Source organism: Burkholderia sp. Bp8991 (assembly GCF_003853795.1).
GTDB lineage: Bacteria > Pseudomonadota > Gammaproteobacteria > Burkholderiales > Burkholderiaceae > Burkholderia.
Genome location: NZ_QTQJ01000008.1, coordinates 85,191 through 102,923, shown reverse-complemented (window position 1 = coordinate 102,923; position 17,733 = coordinate 85,191). Strand labels below are relative to the sequence as shown.

Annotated in this window: 15 protein-coding genes; 8 read left to right on the top strand and 7 right to left on the bottom strand. The window is 63.0% G+C overall.

The window, feature by feature from the left end:
• Window positions 1-33: 33 nt before the first annotated feature.
• Complete coding sequence (locus tag DIE02_RS11515; RefSeq protein WP_124529055.1) at window positions 34-1,428, bottom strand: phosphomannomutase/phosphoglucomutase; 1,395 nt, start codon at window positions 1,426-1,428, stop codon at window positions 34-36.
• A 242-nt stretch (window positions 1,429-1,670) separates the two neighbouring features.
• On the opposite strand from DIE02_RS11515, the gene DIE02_RS11510 reads away from it, so the two are divergent.
• Genes DIE02_RS11510 through DIE02_RS11490 form a run of 5 tightly spaced genes read left to right on the top strand, consistent with a single transcriptional unit; the run spans window position 1,671 to window position 7,099 of the window.
• Window positions 1,671-2,927: an oligosaccharide flippase family protein gene (locus tag DIE02_RS11510; RefSeq protein WP_124529053.1), complete on the top strand. Its 1,257-nt coding sequence runs from the start codon at window positions 1,671-1,673 to the stop codon at window positions 2,925-2,927.
• Window positions 2,924-3,748 (top strand): glycosyltransferase, encoded by an 825-nt coding sequence (locus tag DIE02_RS11505; RefSeq protein ID WP_044846274.1) that lies wholly within the window; start codon window positions 2,924-2,926, stop codon window positions 3,746-3,748. The genes DIE02_RS11510 and DIE02_RS11505 overlap by 4 nt, the downstream gene beginning before the upstream one ends.
• Window positions 3,749-3,791: 43 nt before the next feature.
• Window positions 3,792-4,928: a glycosyltransferase family 4 protein gene (locus tag DIE02_RS11500; protein WP_124488763.1), complete on the top strand. Its 1,137-nt coding sequence runs from the start codon at window positions 3,792-3,794 to the stop codon at window positions 4,926-4,928.
• Between the two features lie 14 nt (window positions 4,929-4,942).
• Window positions 4,943-5,965, top strand: a complete 1,023-nt coding sequence (gene galE / locus DIE02_RS11495; RefSeq protein ID WP_044846276.1) for a UDP-glucose 4-epimerase GalE — start codon at window positions 4,943-4,945, stop codon at window positions 5,963-5,965.
• Window positions 5,966-5,992: 27 nt separating this feature from the next.
• Complete coding sequence (locus DIE02_RS11490; RefSeq protein WP_044846277.1) at window positions 5,993-7,099, top strand: glycosyltransferase; 1,107 nt, start codon at window positions 5,993-5,995, stop codon at window positions 7,097-7,099.
• Window positions 7,100-7,181: 82 nt separating this feature from the next.
• Here the strand turns inward: DIE02_RS11490 and DIE02_RS11485 are convergent, their stop codons facing one another.
• Genes DIE02_RS11485 through DIE02_RS11470 form a run of 4 tightly spaced genes read right to left on the bottom strand, consistent with a single transcriptional unit; the run spans window position 7,182 to window position 12,298 of the window.
• Window positions 7,182-9,065, bottom strand: coding sequence for a nucleoside-diphosphate sugar epimerase/dehydratase (locus DIE02_RS11485; protein WP_044846278.1), 1,884 nt, complete (start codon window positions 9,063-9,065; stop codon window positions 7,182-7,184).
• Between the two features lie 12 nt (window positions 9,066-9,077).
• Complete coding sequence (locus tag DIE02_RS11480) at window positions 9,078-10,094, bottom strand: glycosyltransferase family 4 protein (RefSeq protein ID WP_124529051.1); 1,017 nt, start codon at window positions 10,092-10,094, stop codon at window positions 9,078-9,080.
• A gap of 4 nt (window positions 10,095-10,098) precedes the next feature.
• Window positions 10,099-11,064 carry an NAD-dependent epimerase/dehydratase family protein gene (locus DIE02_RS11475; RefSeq protein ID WP_124529049.1) on the bottom strand — a complete coding sequence of 322 codons (966 nt, stop codon included), beginning with the start codon at window positions 11,062-11,064 and terminating at the stop codon, window positions 10,099-10,101.
• A 49-nt stretch (window positions 11,065-11,113) separates the two neighbouring features.
• Window positions 11,114-12,298 carry a glycosyltransferase family 1 protein gene (locus tag DIE02_RS11470; protein WP_124529047.1) on the bottom strand — a complete coding sequence of 395 codons (1,185 nt, stop codon included), beginning with the start codon at window positions 12,296-12,298 and terminating at the stop codon, window positions 11,114-11,116.
• A 575-nt stretch (window positions 12,299-12,873) separates the two neighbouring features.
• Here DIE02_RS11470 and DIE02_RS11465 point away from each other — a divergent pair.
• From DIE02_RS11465 to DIE02_RS11455, 3 genes are all read left to right on the top strand, one after another.
• On the top strand, window positions 12,874-14,322 hold the full coding sequence (locus DIE02_RS11465) for a mannose-1-phosphate guanylyltransferase/mannose-6-phosphate isomerase (protein WP_124529045.1): 1,449 nt from the start codon (window positions 12,874-12,876) through the stop codon (window positions 14,320-14,322).
• A gap of 80 nt (window positions 14,323-14,402) precedes the next feature.
• Window positions 14,403-15,509: a glycosyltransferase family 4 protein gene (locus DIE02_RS11460; RefSeq protein WP_124529043.1), complete on the top strand. Its 1,107-nt coding sequence runs from the start codon at window positions 14,403-14,405 to the stop codon at window positions 15,507-15,509.
• A gap of 75 nt (window positions 15,510-15,584) precedes the next feature.
• On the top strand, window positions 15,585-16,457 hold the full coding sequence (locus DIE02_RS11455) for a Stf0 family sulfotransferase (protein WP_124529041.1): 873 nt from the start codon (window positions 15,585-15,587) through the stop codon (window positions 16,455-16,457).
• Window positions 16,458-16,620: 163 nt separating this feature from the next.
• On the opposite strand, the gene DIE02_RS11450 is transcribed toward DIE02_RS11455, so the two are convergent.
• Together DIE02_RS11450 and DIE02_RS11445 are read right to left on the bottom strand one after the other, a co-directional pair.
• Entirely contained in the window at window positions 16,621-16,929 is a 309-nt protein-coding gene (locus DIE02_RS11450) for a hypothetical protein (protein WP_124529039.1), read from the bottom strand.
• Between the two features lie 473 nt (window positions 16,930-17,402).
• Window positions 17,403-17,660 (bottom strand): acyltransferase family protein, encoded by a 258-nt coding sequence (locus DIE02_RS11445; RefSeq protein WP_124529037.1) that lies wholly within the window; start codon window positions 17,658-17,660, stop codon window positions 17,403-17,405.
• Between the last annotated feature and the right edge of the window lie 73 nt (window positions 17,661-17,733).

Here is a 17,733-nt window from a genome sequence, read left to right as displayed (position 1 = left end):
TCGCACCGGCGGCGGCCCGCAGGCCGCCGGGGTTCAGAACGGCAGCTCGACGTCCGGCTTCGCGGCCGTCAGCACGCGGCGGAAGTCCGCCTGGATGCGCTCGAGCCCTTCCTTGGTCTCCGCTTCAAAGCGCAGCACGATCACCGGCGTCGTGTTCGACGAACGCGCGAGGCCGAAGCCGTCCGGGTACTCGACGCGCAGGCCGTCGATCGTCACGACTTCGTCGGCGCCGTCGAACTTCGCTTCCTGCTGCAGCTTCTCGATCAGGCGGAAGTTCTCGCCCTCCTCGAGCTTGAGCTGCAGTTCCGGCGTGCTCATCGCGTCCGGCAGCGCATTGAGCAGTGCGCTCGGATCGGCCGTCTTCGCGAGGATCTCGAGCAGGCGCGCGCCCGTGTAGAGACCGTCGTCGAAGCCGTACCAGCGGTCCTTGAAGAACACGTGGCCGCTCATCTCGCCCGCGAGCGGCGCACCCGTCTCGCGCAGCTTCGCCTTGACCAGCGAATGGCCCGTCTTCCACATCAGCGGCTCGCCGCCCTTCGCCTTCACCCACTGCGCGAGATGGCGCGTGCACTTCACGTCGTAGATGATCTGCGCGCCCGGGTTGCGCGACAGCACTTCCTCCGCGAACAGCATCAGCTGGCGGTCCGGGAAGATGATCTGGCCGTCCTTCGTGACGACGCCCAGGCGGTCGCCGTCGCCGTCGAACGCGAAGCCGAGTTCGGCGTCGGTATCCTTCAGCGCCTGGATCACGTCCTGCAGGTTTTCCGGGTGCGCGGGATCGGGATGGTGGTTCGGGAACGTGCCGTCGATGTCGGTGAAGCGCTCGACGAGTTCGCAGCCGAGCGCCTTGAACAGGCGCGTCGCGAGCGGACCCGCGACGCCGTTGCCGGCGTCGACGACGAGCTTCAGCGGGCGCGCGAGCTTGATGTCGCCCACGATTCGCGCGATGTACTGATCGGCGACATCGAACTGCTCGAACGCGCCGCTGCCCGTTTCATAGCGCTCGTCGACGATGCGGCGGTACAGCGCCTGGATCTGCTCGCCGTAGATCGCCGCGCCGCGCAGCACCATCTTGAAGCCGTTGTAGTCGGGCGGGTTGTGGCTGCCGGTGACGACGATGCACGAATCGACGCGGCGCTCGCCGCCCTTCAGCGCAAGCGGCACGCTCGCCGCGAAATAGCCGACCGGCGTGGGCACCATGCCGACGTCGACGACGTCGACGCCCGCCGCACGCAGGCCATCGGCGAGCGCGCCGACGAGCTCGGGCCCCGACAGGCGGCCGTCGCGCGCGACGACGACCGCATCGCCGCCCTGGGCGCGCACTTCGCTGCCGAAGGCCCGGCCGATCGCGCGCGCCGTGTCGGCGTCGAGCGTCTTGCCGACCACACCGCGAATGTCATATGCCTTGAAGATGGATTGGGAGATCATCGATTCTCTCTGGGTTGCGTGCATGGAAAATAATCTGGCCGCCTTTCGCGCATGCCGGCCATCGTACATGCGGGCCTTGCGGAACAAGGAACGGGACGGCTGGAGCGGCCCCGATCCCACTTATAATCGCGGGTTTTGATGACGCGTATTTTGTCCATTTTAATGCCTAGCCGCTCCGCCGCCGCCAACCCGCCGCCTTCGGGCGCCCTGCCGGCCGCCTTCCGCTCGCGCGGCTGCTCCGCATGCTGAAGCGATTCGGCAACCCGGACGTCGCGAAGGCCGTCGCGAATCTCGTCTGGCTGGGGCTCGAACGGCTCACGCAGATCGGCGTCGCGATCGCGATCAGCGGTCTTCTGGCCCGTTATTTCGGGCCGGACGTGTTCGGCAAATGGCAGTATGCGAATACGCTTCTCCTCGTACTGGCGCCGCTCACCTGGGTGTGCGGCGCCGAAATCCTGGTTCCGACCATCGTCCAGCGCCCGCCCGCGCAACTCGGCGCGGTGCTCGGCAGCGCCTTCGTGCTGCGCATCGGCGTGTCCGCCGTCGCGCTCGTCGCGACCTGGATCGCGATCGGCGCCGGCGCGTTCGACCCGCTGGTCGGCGCGATGCTCGCGGGCCTCGCGGTCACGATGGTGTTCCGCGAGCCGTTCGTCGGCGTGATCAACGCGTGGCTGCAGAGCCTGACCTACAGCAAGCCGCAGCTCGTGACCAGCATGCTCACCGCGCTGGCGAAGGCGCTGCTCGTCTGGCTGCTAGTCCGCGCGGCCGCCGGCCCTGCCCGCTTCGCGTGGCTGTGGGCGCTGGAGGCCGCCGTGATCGGCTTCGCGCTGCTGCTCTACTTCCGCCATCGTAACGGCGGCGCGCTCGGCTGGACGTTCGACAAACCGCTGTTCAGGCACTTTGCCACCGCCGGCACCGTGTTCTGGCTAGGCCTGATCTGCATGTACCTGTTCCTGAAGCTCGACCGCCTGATGCTCGAGCGTCACGTGTCGTTCGCCGATCTCGGCCGCTACTCGGCGGCCCAGCAGCTCAACGAGAACTGGATCACGCTCGCGCTGATGCTCGCGCAGACCATCGCGCCCGCATTCGTGTACCGCGTGCAGGACGTCGCGCGGCTGCGCCGCAACATCGTCCGGCTGATCGCGATGACCGCCGGCCTGATGATGGCCGGCGCGCTGGTGCTGGACGCGGCCGCGCCGCTCATCGTCGGCAAGGTGTTCGGCCGCGGTTACGAGGCGTCGGTCGACATCTTCCGCTGGGCGGTCTGGCTGTCCGTGCCGGCCGGCATCGAGGCGATAGGCAATCTTATCGTTCTCAAATATCAAGCAAAATTCGTGTTGCTGGCGAAATGGGTGCTCGCGCTCGCGATCGCCGCGCTCGTCAACGTGTTCTCCATCCCCCGGCTCGGCCTGTACGGCGCGCTCGTCGGGCTGGCGGCCGGCTATCTCGCCGCCGCCGCCGTTAATTTTTATTACATTCGTTTCAAGCTGCGCCCATGACGTCTCCCGATTGCCCGCCCCCGCTCGACGACGTGGCCGTGCTGATGCCGGCCTACAACGGCCACGACGACGTCGTGCGCACCCTCGCGTCGTTTCGCGAGGACGCGCCGGTGCACGTGCTGATCGTCGATGACGGCAGCACGCCGCCGATCGTGGCGCCCGACCTGCCCGGCCTTGCGGTCGAGGTGCTGCGCATGCCGCGCAACGGCGGCATCGAGCGCGCGCTCGAGGCCGGCATCGACGCGCTCGCGGCGCGCGGCTTCCGCTTCGCGGCCCGCATCGACGCCGGCGACCTCGCCGCGCCGCGGCGCCTCGCGAAGCAGCGCGCGTATCTCGATGCGCACCCGCGCGTGGCCTGCGTCGGCATGTGGACCCAGGTCGTGTCACGTGCCGGCGAGCCGCGCTTCATGCTGACGCCGCCCGCCGACCCGCGCACGCTGCGCCGCACGCGCTTCCTGCGCTCGCCGCTCGTGCATCCGTCGGTCATGCTGCGCATCGACGCCGTGCGCGAAGTCGGCAATTACCGCGCGAAGTATCGCGCGGCCGAGGATCTCGATCTTTTTTTACGGTTAATGCAACGCTACGATTGCGCGAACCTGCCCGAGCTCGGCCTCTACTACGAGCTCAACGAGGGCGGGATCAGCGCGACCAAGCGCCGCCGCCAGCTGATATCGACGCTATCGCTGCTGCTGCGGCACTTCAACGTGCTGAACCCGTACGACTGGGCCGGCCTCGCCAAGAACCTGCTGCATTTCGTGACGCCGTACCGTACGCTGCAGCGGATCAAGCAGACGCTGTTCGCGGCGCGGCCGTCCGCGTAGCCCGCCTCCGGCATTTTCGACGCTTTATTTTTTGCTTTTTTTCATGTCCGCTACCTCCTCGCTGCGCATCGCGCTCGTCTGCAACACGGCCTGGGCGATCTACACGTACCGCCACGGGCTGATCCGTGCGCTCGTCGCCCGCGGCGCCGAGGTCATCGTGATCGCGCCGCACGACCGCACGGTGCCGCTGCTCGAGCAGATGGGCTGCCGCTACGTCGCGCTCGCCGTCGCGTCGAAAGGCACGAGCCCGCGCGAGGATCTCGGCACGCTTGCCGCGCTGGTGCGCCATTACCGCGCGCTCGAGCCCGATCTCGTGTTCCATTACACGATCAAGCCGAACATCTACGGGTCGATCGCCGCGTGGCTCGCGCGCGTGCCGTCGATCGCGGTCACGACCGGCCTCGGCTATGTGTTCATCCAGAAAAGCCGTGCGGCGAGCGTCGCGAAGCGCCTGTACCGGTTCGCGTTCCGCTTTCCGCGTGAAGTCTGGTTCCTGAACCGCGACGATCTCGCGACCTTCACCGACGAGCAGCTGCTCGCGCACCCCGAGCGCGCGCGGCTGCTGCACGGCGAAGGCGTCGATCTCGACCAGTTCGCGCCGGTGCCGCTGCCCGCCGGCCGTGGCCCCGTGTTCATCCTGATCGGCCGGCTGCTGTGGGACAAGGGCGTGCGCGAATACGTCGAGGCCGCGCGCGTCGTGCGGGATCGCTACCCGGACGCGCGCTTCCAGCTGCTCGGGCCGCTCGGCGTCGACAATCCGAGCGCGATCGGCCGCGCGGACGTCGACGCGTGGGTCGGCGAAGGCGTCGTCGAGTATCTTGGCGAGGCGCACGACGTGCGCCCGCACATCGCGGCGGCCGACTGCGTCGTGCTGCCGTCGTACCGCGAGGGCGTGCCGCGCACGCTGATGGAAGCGTCCGCGATGGGCCGCCCGATCGTCGCGACCGACGTGCCGGGTTGCCGCGACGTCGTCGCCGACGGCGAAACCGGCTTCCTGTGCCGCGTGCGCGACAGTGCGAGCCTCGCGGAGCAGCTGATCCGCATGATCGAACTCGGGACCGCCGGACGCGACGCGATGGGCGCGTGCGGCCGCCGCAAGGTGAGCGCGGAATTCGACGAGCAGCAAGTCGTCGAACGCTACCGGCAGACCATTCATACATTGACCGGCATCACACTCTGAAGGAGCGCATCAGCATGACCGCTAAAGGCACCATCCTCGTTACCGGCGGTGCGGGCTATATCGGCTCGCATACGGCCGTCGAGCTGCTCGACAACGGCTACGATGTCGTGATCGTCGACAACCTCGTCAACAGCAAGGCCGAGTCCGTCCGGCGCATCGAGCGGATCACCGGCAGGACGCCCGCGTTCCACCAGGTCGACGTGTGCGACGAAGCCGCGCTCGCGAAGGTGTTCGACGCGCATCCGATCACGGGCACGATCCATTTCGCGGCGCTCAAGGCGGTCGGCGAATCGGTCGCGAAGCCGCTCGAGTATTACCAGAACAACCTTGGCGGGTTGCTCTCGGTGCTCAAGATCATGCGCGAGCGCAACGTCCGGCAGTTCGTGTTCAGCTCGTCGGCGACCGTGTACGGCGTGCCGGAGCGCTCGCCGATCGACGAATCGTTCCCGTTGTCGGCCACCAACCCGTACGGCCAGTCGAAGCTGATCGCCGAGCAGGTCCTGCGCGATCTCGAGGTATCGGACCCGTCGTGGCGCATCGCGACGCTGCGCTACTTCAACCCGGTCGGCGCGCATGCGAGCGGGCTGATCGGCGAGGATCCGGCCGGCATCCCGAACAACCTGATGCCGTACGTCGCGCAGGTCGCGGTCGGCAAGCTCGAGAAGCTGCGCGTGTTCGGCTCCGACTACCCGACGCCGGACGGCACCGGCGTGCGCGACTACATCCACGTCGTCGATCTCGCGAAGGGGCACATCGCCGCGCTCGACGCGCTCGCGAAGCGCGATGCGAGCTTCGTCGTGAACCTCGGCACCGGCCAGGGCTACAGCGTGCTGGAAGTCGTGCGCGCGTTCGAGAAGGCGTCGGGCCGCCCGGTGCCGTACGAACTCGTCGCGCGCCGCCCGGGCGACATCGCCGAGTGCTACGCGAATCCGCAGGCCGCGGCCGACCTCATCGGCTGGCGCGCGACGCTCGGGATCGACGAGATGTGCGCCGACCACTGGAAATGGCAGGAGGGGAACCCCCGCGGTTTTGTATAATCCGCTGTCCATTTTTCGAGCGATCCCATGCTCAGCTTCGCGTCCGGCTTCATCGTCTCCCTGCTCGTCACGTTGTTCATCGTGCGCTATGCGCATCTGCACGAGAAATTCTCGGTCGACAGCGACCTGGCCGGCGTGCAGAAATTCCACGTGCGGCCGGTGCCGCGCGTCGGGGGCATCGGGATCCTCGCCGGGGTCGTCATTGCCGCGCTACTCGTGTCGCGGCGCTATCCGACGATCGCCGGCAGCATTCTCGGAATCGTCGCGTGCGGGATGCCGGCGTTCCTGTCGGGCCTCGTCGAGGACCTGACCAAGCGCGTGTCGCCGCGCGCGCGGCTGCTCTGCACGATGGGCGCGGCCGCGCTGGCGTTCTGGCTGCTGGGCATCGCGGTCAAGCGGATCAGCGTGCCGCCGCTCGACTTCCTGCTCGGCTACGTGGCCATCTCGGCGTTCATCACGGTGCTCGCGGTCGCGGCCCTGGCCAACGCGATCAACATCATCGACGGCTTCAACGGCCTCGCGTCGATGGTCAGCTTCATGATGTTCGCGTCGCTTGCGTATGTCGCATTCCACGTCAACGACCCGGTCGTGATGTCGGCGTCGATCATCATGATGGGCGCCGTGCTCGGCTTCTTCCTGTGGAATTTCCCTGCGGGGCTGATCTTCCTCGGCGACGGCGGCGCGTATTTCATCGGCTTCATGCTCGCCGAACTCGCGATCATGCTCGTGATGCGCAATCGCGAAGTGTCGGCGTGGTATCCGGTGCTGCTGTTCATGTATCCGATCTTCGAGACGTGTTTCTCGATCTACCGGAAGAAGTTCATCCGCGGGATGTCGCCGGGGATTCCCGACGGCGTGCATCTTCATATGCTCGTGTACAAGCGGCTGATGCGCTGGGCCGTCGGGACGAAGCATGCGCACGACCTCACGCGGCGCAATTCGCTGACGTCGCCTTATCTTTGGCTGCTGTGCCTCGTTGCGGTGATTCCGGCGACGCTGTTCTGGCGGCACACGGTGCACCTGTTCGTTTTTGTCGTGCTGTTCGCGCTGACGTATGTGTGGCTTTATCTCAGCATCGTCAGGTTCAAGGTGCCGCGGTGGATGGTGGTGAGAAAGGAAAGACGCGGGCAGTGAGTCCAGCACCCAAAACGAAAAAAGCGCCTCGCGGGGCGCTTTTTTCATGCTCGGGGCCAACGTGGGCGGCGTCCGCGAGCGCTCATTCGTTCGATACGGCTCGCGCCATCGGCACGCTCTGCAGCACCGGGGCGACGGTCGTCTGATATTCCGGCACCCAGCGCCGCAGATCCCGCCGCACCTCGTCGTCGCTCAGCACGCGGTGCTGCATCAGCCACGGCAACAACTCGTCGAGCAGATGGTCCGGCACTTCCCGCGCACGTGCAATCCGCAGCTTCGGATGCGGCGTGCGCGTGGTCGTCTCGTCGTCCGCGAGCAGTTCCTCGTAGAGTTTCTCGCCCGGACGCAGCCCCGTGAATTCGATCCGGATCTGCCCTTCCGAGAAGCCGTAGAGACGGATCAGATCGCGCGCGAGATCCACGATCTTGACCGGCTCGCCCATGTCGAGAATGAAGATCTCGCCGCCGTGCCCCATGCTCGACGCCTGCAGCACGAGTTGCGACGCTTCCGGAATCGTCATGAAGAAGCGCGTGATCTCGGGATGCGTGACCGTCACCGGGCCGCCCTTCGCGATCTGCTGCTGGAACTTCGGGATCACGCTGCCGGCGCTGCCGAGCACGTTGCCGAAACGCACCGTCTCGAACTGCGTGCCTTCGCTCGTCTGCTGCAACGCCTGGCACGCCATCTCCGCGAGCCGCTTGCTCGCGCCCATCACATTGGTCGGATTGACGGCCTTGTCGGTCGAAATCAGCACGAAATGGCGCACGTTGTGGCGGATCGCCGAGCGGGCGACGCGATAGGTGCCCAGCACGTTGTTGCGCAGCGCCTGCCACGCGTTGTGCTCCTCCATCAGCGGCACGTGCTTGTACGCGGCCGCGTGGAAAACGATATGCGGCGCATAGCGCGACATCACCTGGTCGAGCAGCAGCGAATCCTTCGCGTCGCCGATGATCGGTACGACAGGCTGGTCGGGGAAGCGCTCGCGCAGTTCCTCGGCGAGCCGGTACATCGCATATTCGGAGAGATCGAACGCGACCAGTTGCGCCGGCTTGAAACGTAGGATCTGCCGGCACAGCTCGGAACCGATCGAACCGCCCGCGCCGGTTACCATCACGACGCGGCCGCGCAGCAGCGCCTCGACGTGCGGCGTGTCGATCGTGACGGCATCGCGTCCGAGCAAGTCCTCGAGATCGATATTGCGCACCTGCGACAGGAACCCCTGCCCCGGCATCAGCGCGGTCAGCGACGGCAGCACCATCGCCTTCACGCCGGCGCGCACGCACAATGTCGCAACGCGGCGCTGTGTTTCAACGGATGCCGACGGAATCGCGATGATCGCGTATTCGACCTTCATCGCATCGGTCCAGTGCTTCAGGTCGTTGAACGAGCCGAGCACCTTGTAGCCGTAGATCTCGCGCCCCTGCTTGGTCGGATCGTCGTCGAGGAGGCCCACCAGACGCCATTCCCCCGACCGCGACAGTTCGCGCGCGAGGCTCGCGCCGGCCGTGCCGGCGCCGAGCACGAGCACCGGCTTGCCCTGCCCGACCAGCCCGCCGTACAGGTAGAACTCCTTCGTTGCGCGGTACAGCGCACGGGCGCCGCCCATCGCGAGGAACAGCATCAGCGGCGACACGAGCAACACCGAACGCGGGATGATCGGCGACGGCTGGAACATCACGGCGCCGATCATCACGATCACGCCGCCGCCAATCACCGCCTTCGAAATCCGAACCAGGTCCGGAAGGCTCGCGAACACCCACAGGCCGCGATACAGGCCGAACACGTGGAACATCAGCGCGTAGACCGGCAGCACCCAGACGAGCGCCGTCAGCGCGCCGCCCATGAAATCGGACGGAACGCTGCCGTTGAATCGGACGAGATAGGCGAACAACCACGCGGCGGTGACCGCCGTCAGGTCAAACAGGAAAGCGCTCAGCGAAAGCCATGATGCTTTGGATCGCAACATCGGCAGGAAACCTCAAGAGTTATTTTCGGCGGCCGACTGAAACCGGCGCCAGCGCATGTCGATTACCAGTCCGATACATGCCAGGACGCCGTACCACGCGAAGAACGACAGCCACTGCTGCAGTTCCGGGCGGCCCTTTGCCCACACGGCGACGATTATGCCCGCGAGCATGATGAGGTACCAATAAAGAGCGGTCCGACGGTGACCTACGCCCGCCCGGACCATCCTTTGATAATAATGCTCCCGGTGCGCTTGCCAGAACTTTTCGCCACGTAACAGACGTCTCAAAAGTGTTACAGATGCGTCGGCAATAAAGGGCGCGAACACCAGCGCCGGGAACCAGATCGGCCAGACGCCGGCCCGCCAGCCCCAATAGCCGAGCGCACCAGCCAGGAATCCGAGCGGAATCGAACCCGCATCGCCGAGAAACAGCCGGGCCGGATGGAAGTTCAGCAGCAGAAAGCCGAGCGCGGCGCCGGCGACAGCCGAGCCGGCCACGGCCAGATCCGGTGACGGCATCGGGCCGGTCAGCGCCGCGACCGCATATGCGCCGAAGCCGAACAGCGCCATGCCGCCCGCGAGGCCGTCGGCGCCGTCCATGAAGTTGTACAGGTTCGTCAGCCACACCATCGCGAAGCCGATGCCGACCAGCAGCCACCACGGTGCGTCGGCCGGGAACACGGCGATCAGCGCGACGACCGCCGCGAGGTGCGCCGAGAACCGCACGCGGGCGGGCAGCCCGCGCCGGTCGTCGATCTGCGACATCGCGGCGAGTCCGCCGGCGGCGACGGCGATCAGCCACAAGTGCGGCGCCAGCGCGAGCAGCGCAACGACGCAGACCGGTACGATGCCCCATCCGCCGACGCGCGGCGTCGGCAGCGTATGGAGCGAACGGTCGTTCGGAATGTCGGTGGCAAGGCGCCACGCGAGGCCGGTCGCGAGCAGCATGCGCAGGATGGCCGTGGACGCAAGTACGGCGGCGAACGTCACCGCAGCTGCGGTGATCCATGAGGGAGTTGCGAGAAGCATGTGTTTATATTTGGGTACCGCGCGAACGATACCATGTAGCGGTCGCTTCGAGTCCCTGCTGCGTCGTGAACGGAGGTTGCCAGTCCAACGTGCGTTTCACGTGGGCGGTATCGAGCCGCAAGCTACCCGTTAGACGGTCGACAGCAGCATGTCGACCAGTCAGTTTGCCAAGTGCATGCAACGCCGCAACCGGCACTGGAAACAGCCTCGTCGGCCTGCCGAGCACATCGCCGAGCGCGCGCAATAGCTCCACGATGGAAAGAGCGTCGTCATCGGCGATATGAAAGCACTCACCGGCAGCGCGTGGATCGCTTGCGCATCGAAGCAGGCTGTCGGCCAGATTTTCGACATACACGAGACTGCGGCGAGCGGTGACGCTCGCCAGCGGAAGCGGAATCGCCATGTCGACCGCTTTCATCAGCCCCAGAAAATTGGCGCCGACGCCTGGGCCATAGACGAGGGGCGGTCGCACAACGACGACTTCAAGACCTTGCGTTTGCCCGAATTCCCGGATCGCCAGTTCAGCCTCGAGTTTTGACATGCCATACGGATCTGTCGGCATCGCCTCGTCGTCCTCGCGCCACGGCCGTCCCGGCTCCCCCTCTCCCAGCGCCTTGATACTGCTTACCAATACCAAGCGGCGAGCACCAGCTCGCAATGCCGCCCTTGCGACGTTCAAGGACCCTTCGACATTTACCGCCCTGAAGGCAGCAAGCGGGTTCGCAACTCGATCCCGCATAACATGGACGCGGGCGGCTAGGTGAATAACGGCATCGCAACGGTCGAGCCCAGGGAAACCATTCGCAACACCGGCAAAGTTGTCGTCGCCAATCACACACTCATGAACGTAGGACTCGCACACACCGGGCCGACGCACCAGCCCGATCACGTGATTGCCTTGTGCGTTGGCACGTAAACTGACGGCGCGACCCACGAATCCGTTTGCACCGCTGATCGCAATTCGCATCACGCATACCTTCCAATGAACGGCACGACTGCATGTCGCGCTGTTGCAGTATTCACGCCGCCACCGAACGGTACACGTCGCACGTTTTCTCGACCGTTGCGGACCACGTAAAGTCGGCTGCCCGGCGCAAGCCTTTCGCAACCAGTTCGCCACGCAGTGACTCATTGTCCAGCGTGCGTTCAAGGCCATCCGCGATCGCGTCAACAGCATACGGATCGACCTCCCATGCCGCTCCTCCAGCCACCTCGGGTAACGAGGTGACGTTCGAGGTCAGCACGGGCACGCCGCTCGCCATCGCTTCCGCCACCGGCAGACCAAATCCCTCGTAAAGCGAAGGGTACGCAAATACCGCCGCGGATGCGAACAACTGCACGAGATCGTTGCGGGACACATATCCGGGTGCGATCAATTGACCGCGCATGGCCAACGGTTCGATTTCCCGCATCAGCTCCGAATTCATCCAACCCTCGGCGCCGATCAACACGAGGGGAAACGCCTGGCGGACCGCAACCGGCAAGCGCGAGAACGCCTCCACGAGACGGCGCAGGTTCTTCCGGGGCTGAAGTGTGCATACCGATAGTACGAAGCCCTGGTAGCGCAATCCAGAACGCGATAGCACCGACTCGCATTCTTCCTCGCCCCGAGGCCTAAAACAGGGCTCCACGCCAAGATGGATCGCGATCACCTTGTCGTCCGGCAGACCGTAGATCTCATGAATGGCCTGCTTCGTGTAGTGGCTCACTGCAATCACGGCCCGCGCCTGCTCCAGAGTCCGAGGTAGTCCATCGTCTACGTATTTAACGGCGGCTTTGGGATGAAATTCCGGATGGCGACGATGCGATAGATCATGAATCGTAACGACGGTCGGTCCGCGATAGCGGGACGCGATGAAATTTGTCTCATGATAGATATAACCGCGAGCTGCAAACTCATCGCGCGGCCGCGCCGAAGCAAACCCTCTGAGCAATGTGCGGGCCTCATAGACTCCTGGAACATTCCGCGCCGCACGAACTGCTGACGCTACCGGCCCGCGGGTCAGCCGAGCCGCCTTTTTCAGCGCGGATTGATCGCACATCAATTCGCTAAGGCTGTCGTCCTCGTATACTTTCGGACCGATCCATCCTGCTAGAGCTTCGATATCCCGTTGCGTTCGCAGTCCTTCCAGCAAATGCTGGGTGTAGTAACCGACACCGCTTCTCGGAGGTCGCAGCGAATTCAGATCAAAAACGAGCTTCATGCGGTCCACTAACGACTGATTGGAGACTGTTTGAGGTTTGCCAGAGGCGGCAGTTAAACATCGATCGCTGCGCGCTTTTGCTTCGATTGCGAGATCCTCGTCGTGCCGCACCCGCAACGAATTGTGCCGAGTGGGAACGAAACCCACGGAATACGGACGTCATGTGAAGCAATAGCAGCCACGGACGGGGGCAATAGCTTAACACTCCGCCTGTCATGAAAGCGTGCCCGACAATCACCTTGCGCACCTCACCACTGCGACGTACTGCACGACGCCGCCCCAGTTCCTCCGACACGGACAGCGCGCTTACGTGCGGCGCGCGTTCAGGCTCGAAAAGGGCGCGATTATGTCGCCAAATGTAGTCAATGATGGTGCGAGCCCGTGCATCCCGGATCGATGCCAACCCAGAAGCCGCCGAAGCAGTCCGGTGCAGCCCCGGTGGGGCTGGTACAGGACTCGCCCCCGTCGGCGAACCACAAAAAGTTTGTAACCTAATGCGTCGGATGGGGCGGGAGCTAGCGGAATCTCGGCTACAATCGTCCATTGCACCATAGATTCCTGCCGCTTAAGTTCACATGAGCATTGTTCCCATCATCATCTGCGGTGGCGCGGGCACCCGCCTTTGGCCGGTATCGCGCGAAGCGTTTCCGAAACCCCTGCTCAAGCTGGCGGACGGTCAATCATTACTGCAAAAGACTTACCTTCGCGCGTGCGGCATTCCAGGCGTCGAGGAAATCGTCTTCGTCACGAATCGCGATACATACTTCCTGACCAAGGACGAATGCACTGAAATTCGCCACGACGGTGTGAAGATGGGGTTCGTACTCGAACCGGTTTCGCGCAATACCGCGGCAGCGATCGAAGCCGCTGCGCTGGTCGTGCGTGAGCGCCATGGTCCGGAAGCGGTCATGCTCGTCATGCCGGCGGACCATTTGATCAACGATCTCGCAGCGTTCAATGCGGCAGTCCAGAAGGCATCGGACGCAGCCAATGCCGGCAAGGTGGTGGCGTTCGGCGTGAAGCCGACCCGCGCTGAAACGGGCTTCGGCTATATCCAGTACGACCGCGGCACGCGTGAAGAAACTGACGCTTGCGACATCGTCAGCTTCGTCGAGAAACCGAACGCCGAAGTGGCTGCAAAGCTTGCGACTGACGGTCAGCATGCGTGGAATGCGGGCATTTTCTGTTTCGCCGCCCAGACGATGCTCGACGAAATGGAAACGCTGGCGATCGACGTTGCCGAGCCGGTCAAGCAAGCCGTTCCCGACGGAAGCTGGACCTCGATCGGCGAGGATTACGTCGTGGAACTCACGCGCACAGCATTCGAAACGGCAAAGGACATCTCGATCGACTACGCCGTGATGGAGCGCACGAAGAAGGCGGCAGTCGTGCCGTGCGACATCGGCTGGAGCGACATCGGCTCCTGGCTCGCCATCAGCGACCTGACCCAGCCCGACGATCAAGGCAACCGGATTGAAGGTGCCGCCCTTCTGCACGATACGTCGAACTGCTATTTCCGTTCCGAAGACCGGATGATCGGTGCCGTGGGTGTCGAGGATCTCGTGGTCGTGGACACGCCCGACGCACTGTTGATCGCCCGGCGCGACCGCGCGCAGGACGTCAAGCAAATCGTCGCGCAGTTGAAGCAATCGAATCACGACGCGTATCGAATCCATCGGACAGTTCATCGTCCGTGGGGCACTTATACGGTGCTCGAAGAAGGTGATCGCTTCAAGATGAAGCGCATCGTCGTCAAGCCCGGGGCGTCGTTGTCGTTGCAGATGCACCATCATCGCAGCGAACACTGGATCGTCGTGCGCGGATGTGCAGACGTCGTCAACGGTGAACGCGTCATTTCGCTACAACCGAACGAGTCGACATACATTCCCGCCGGGCACAAACATCGGCTGATCAATCCGGGTGTCGTCGACCTCGTACTCATTGAAGTGCAGTGCGGAGAATATCTCGGGGAAGACGATATCGTCCGCTTCGAGGACGTCTACGGACGGGCGCCTGCAACCTGACGCCAAGCGGCGCAATACTCAAGGGGGCGATACGATATCGCCCCCCTGCCGTTTGCGCTCCTTTGGTGACCTGAAGCGATATGCACGTTTTACATTTCTACAAGACCTACCGCCCGGACTCGATGGGAGGGGTAGAAGAACTAATCGGCCAGGTATGCTCGGGCGCTAGCAAGCATGGAATCACCAGTGAAGTCCTGACCGTTAGCACGGACACGACTTCGGTCGACTTTGGCGACCATGTTCACCATCGAGCCAAGGTGAACGTCCAGATTGCGTCCTCTCCATTCTCGATTGCGGCATTCCAGCGCTTTGCCGAACTTGCCCGACGGGCCGATGTCATCCATTACCACTTTCCGTGGCCCTTCATGGATGTCGTCCATTTCGCCACGCGTTGTCGGAAGCCGTCTGTCGTCACGTACCATGCCGACATCACGCGGCAGAAGGTTCTGCTTCAGGCTTACAAGCCACTGCAGCGCCTCTTTCTGCGCGACGTCGATCGAATCGTGGCGACATCGCCAAACTACCTCGAGACAAGCCCCGTATTGCGTCAATTCAAGGACAAGGTTGACGTCATTCCGATCGGTCTCGATGAAACTCGCTACCCTACGGTCGACCCAGAGCGAGTCGCCTATTGGCACAATCGGGTAGGTTCAAAATTCTTCCTGTTCGTCGGCAATTTGCGCTACTACAAAGGCCTGCACATCCTGTTGGATGCGCTCGTCAGTACGTCGATGAAGGTGGTAATCGTCGGAGCCGGGCCAGTCGAGAGCGAGCTCAAGGCCCAAGCCGCACGCCTCGGGCTGGGTGACCGCGCGATATTCGTCGGCGCGGTGCCCGACGAAGACAAGGTTGCCCTTCTGAGTATGTGCCACGGGCTCACGTTTCCGTCGCACCTCCGCGCCGAGGCATTCGGCATCTCGCTAGTCGAAGGAGCAATGTTCGGCAAAGCGTTGGTTTCCACCGAGATTGGCACGGGTACCTCGTATGTGAATGTCGCGGGCAAGACGGGACTGGTTGTTCCCCCGAACGATCCCGCCGCCCTGCGCGCTGCAATGACCACCCTGTGGAACGATTCCGACCTGGCTGCAACACTTGGTAAACATGCACGCCAGCGATTCGAGCAAAATCTAACCGCCGGACAGATGATCGATCGCTACGTCGATCTTTACCATCAATTGTCCCGGTAAGGGTGCGACGGCGACGGCGGAGACACCAGCGCGGCCGAATCGCCTCAGGCCAATCAATTCCCTTGCAAGCAAACGATGTCGCAGCGCATTGATAAAACAACGCTCCTGAGCCGGCTGGAACAAGCCGGCATACACAGAACCTTTACGATCGCATTTACCCCTCGCTGCGGCAGTACCGTCTTGTCCAATGCATTGACCGGCGCCGGCATTGGACGACCGACCGAGTACTTCCAGTATCCCTACTCCGAACAGTCTCCATTTGGTGTAACACCTGGGGAACGCTTCGAAGAAAATTTTGAAACGCTGGTGCTCGATCGAAGTGCCAATGGTATTTTCGGTTCAAAGATCATGCACGATCATCGTGCGCACCTCGATGACTGGTTGGCAAGCAGCGTTGACGGCTACGCAACGCTGGACGACATCCTGCCCAACCATCGCTGGGTTTATATCCGGCGAGAAAATTCGATCAAGCAAGCCGTATCCCTCTACATTGCGGACGAAACCGGTGTATGGCACATGCCGGCAGGCAGTGATTCAGGCACATCTCCGCCGGAAGTTCGATACGACTTCTTCGCGATCCTGACGAAGCTGATGATGCTTTTATCACATGAAGCTAACTGGGACGCGTATTTCGACAAGACCGGCATCCAACCGCTGCGGATGACGTACGAATCACTAATAGCTTCGCCGCCCAAGTTCCTTACGGCGATGGCCGATCATCTCAACGCTCCCGCGCACGAGATAACCAGCGCCCATTTGAGCCGCAGCGGAGGCTTGGATAAAATATCCGACCGAATGAGCGACGTTTATCGAGATATTCGTGAGCGCTTTACTAAAGATTTTCTCAACATCGGACGGCGTGATAATCGTGCAATGCTCGGCGCCGGCCTAGAGCGCTGGGTCGATTTCTTCGGCAACCAACGATGGCGAACCGAGGATCCCAAATAAGCGAGATATCTGCCGACACGCAGGTACCCTGCAATCAACACAATAGCTACCTGAGTTCATCCTCCTGCGCCCCTGATCATCGAGCGCATTCGGTCTTCGCGCGGCTCAGCAAGAAAGAGCTGCCGCCACGAATTGACGGCCCTGAACTCCACGAAACGATACGTCATCGCGGAAAGAAATACCGTCGCCCTAATGAAGCAGGCGATGCGTATCGCCCCCCCGCCCCGCCGAGATCGATCTGCAACGCACGCAGTACGGGCAGATGCCAGAGATAGACGCTATAGCATCCCATGCCGAACACCTGCAACACACGGGAACGCAATAACCTTGCGAGCAGCGACCCGTCGCTCAGCGCAGTGACGATAAACAACGCCGACGCGATATCGAGCACGTTGTTCAGGACGGCCGTCCATTCCGCCGGAATCCGTTTGTCGAAGCACCCGGTAAAACCGCAAGTTGCCACAACCAGCAACGCCGTCGCAACAAGAGGCAGAACGCGGCGACGATTGTCCGATCACATAAGAGCGCGCAAGCCACATGCCGATAACGAACTCATCGAGTCGGCCAATGAGAAGTGCGTCGATGATCCAGTCCGGTCCGAAGAATACCGGGTAGTAAATTCTCCGGAGCAGCCTGACGCACAATGAGAAAACAATTGCAAAGCCAAGCAGTCGCGTCAAGCCGATCCCCTCTGCAATCGCGACCAGGAGTGGAAATATCAGGCTGAACAGCACTTCCGTTCCGATGGACCGGAGCGCCCAATTCGAAGATGGCGAGCACGTATCCGGAAAAAGCGGGAACGTAAAGGTCAGGCACCGGACGATCTCACGGATCGCCCGTTCATTTGCATTGACGAATTGTCCGCTCAGAGCGAACGTCGCCACCACGACCAGAATACATTGGCATCAGGCGAAGGAAGCGATGCCTGTAGAACTGAGCAACATCTTAGCGCCCGGTGAAGCTCCGTTTACCGGCTGCATACGGCAAATAGAGCACGAAACCCGAAAGGATGAAGAATAGGTTCACGCCCATCCAACCATTCCATAGTACCAGCTCAGTAGGCGTACCCCAAAGGCGCGGCGGCGTCGGCACAAGCACAAAACTCAAGCGATGCCAGACAACCGCAAGAATGGCGATTCCGCGCAGCCCATTGATCTCAGCAAGGCGGGGGATTCGAACTCCGTGCTCCGGAACAGTGGCCATGATTTCCGTCGATCGCCCTTTACCGCCACGTCACGCGTATCGCAAATATCTGCGATACGCGTGACGCACGACC

Excerpts from the sequence above, each read along its gene's own strand:
- DIE02_RS11515 (WP_124529055.1), bottom strand. The coding sequence starts at position 1,428 with ATGATCTCCCAATCCATCTTCAAGGCATATGACATTCGCGGTGTGGTC.
- DIE02_RS11510 (WP_124529053.1), top strand. The coding sequence starts at position 1,671 with ATGCTGAAGCGATTCGGCAACCCGGACGTCGCGAAGGCCGTCGCGAAT.
- DIE02_RS11505 (WP_044846274.1), top strand. The coding sequence starts at position 2,924 with ATGACGTCTCCCGATTGCCCGCCCCCGCTCGACGACGTGGCCGTGCTG.
- DIE02_RS11500 (WP_124488763.1), top strand. The coding sequence starts at position 3,792 with ATGTCCGCTACCTCCTCGCTGCGCATCGCGCTCGTCTGCAACACGGCC.
- galE (WP_044846276.1), top strand. The coding sequence starts at position 4,943 with ATGACCGCTAAAGGCACCATCCTCGTTACCGGCGGTGCGGGCTATATC.
- DIE02_RS11490 (WP_044846277.1), top strand. The coding sequence starts at position 5,993 with ATGCTCAGCTTCGCGTCCGGCTTCATCGTCTCCCTGCTCGTCACGTTG.
- DIE02_RS11485 (WP_044846278.1), bottom strand. The coding sequence starts at position 9,065 with ATGTTGCGATCCAAAGCATCATGGCTTTCGCTGAGCGCTTTCCTGTTT.
- DIE02_RS11480 (WP_124529051.1), bottom strand. The coding sequence starts at position 10,094 with ATGCTTCTCGCAACTCCCTCATGGATCACCGCAGCTGCGGTGACGTTC.
- DIE02_RS11470 (WP_124529047.1), bottom strand. The coding sequence starts at position 12,298 with ATGAAGCTCGTTTTTGATCTGAATTCGCTGCGACCTCCGAGAAGCGGT.
- DIE02_RS11465 (WP_124529045.1), top strand. The coding sequence starts at position 12,874 with ATGAGCATTGTTCCCATCATCATCTGCGGTGGCGCGGGCACCCGCCTT.
- DIE02_RS11460 (WP_124529043.1), top strand. The coding sequence starts at position 14,403 with ATGCACGTTTTACATTTCTACAAGACCTACCGCCCGGACTCGATGGGA.
- DIE02_RS11455 (WP_124529041.1), top strand. The coding sequence starts at position 15,585 with ATGTCGCAGCGCATTGATAAAACAACGCTCCTGAGCCGGCTGGAACAA.
- DIE02_RS11445 (WP_124529037.1), bottom strand. The coding sequence starts at position 17,660 with ATGGCCACTGTTCCGGAGCACGGAGTTCGAATCCCCCGCCTTGCTGAG.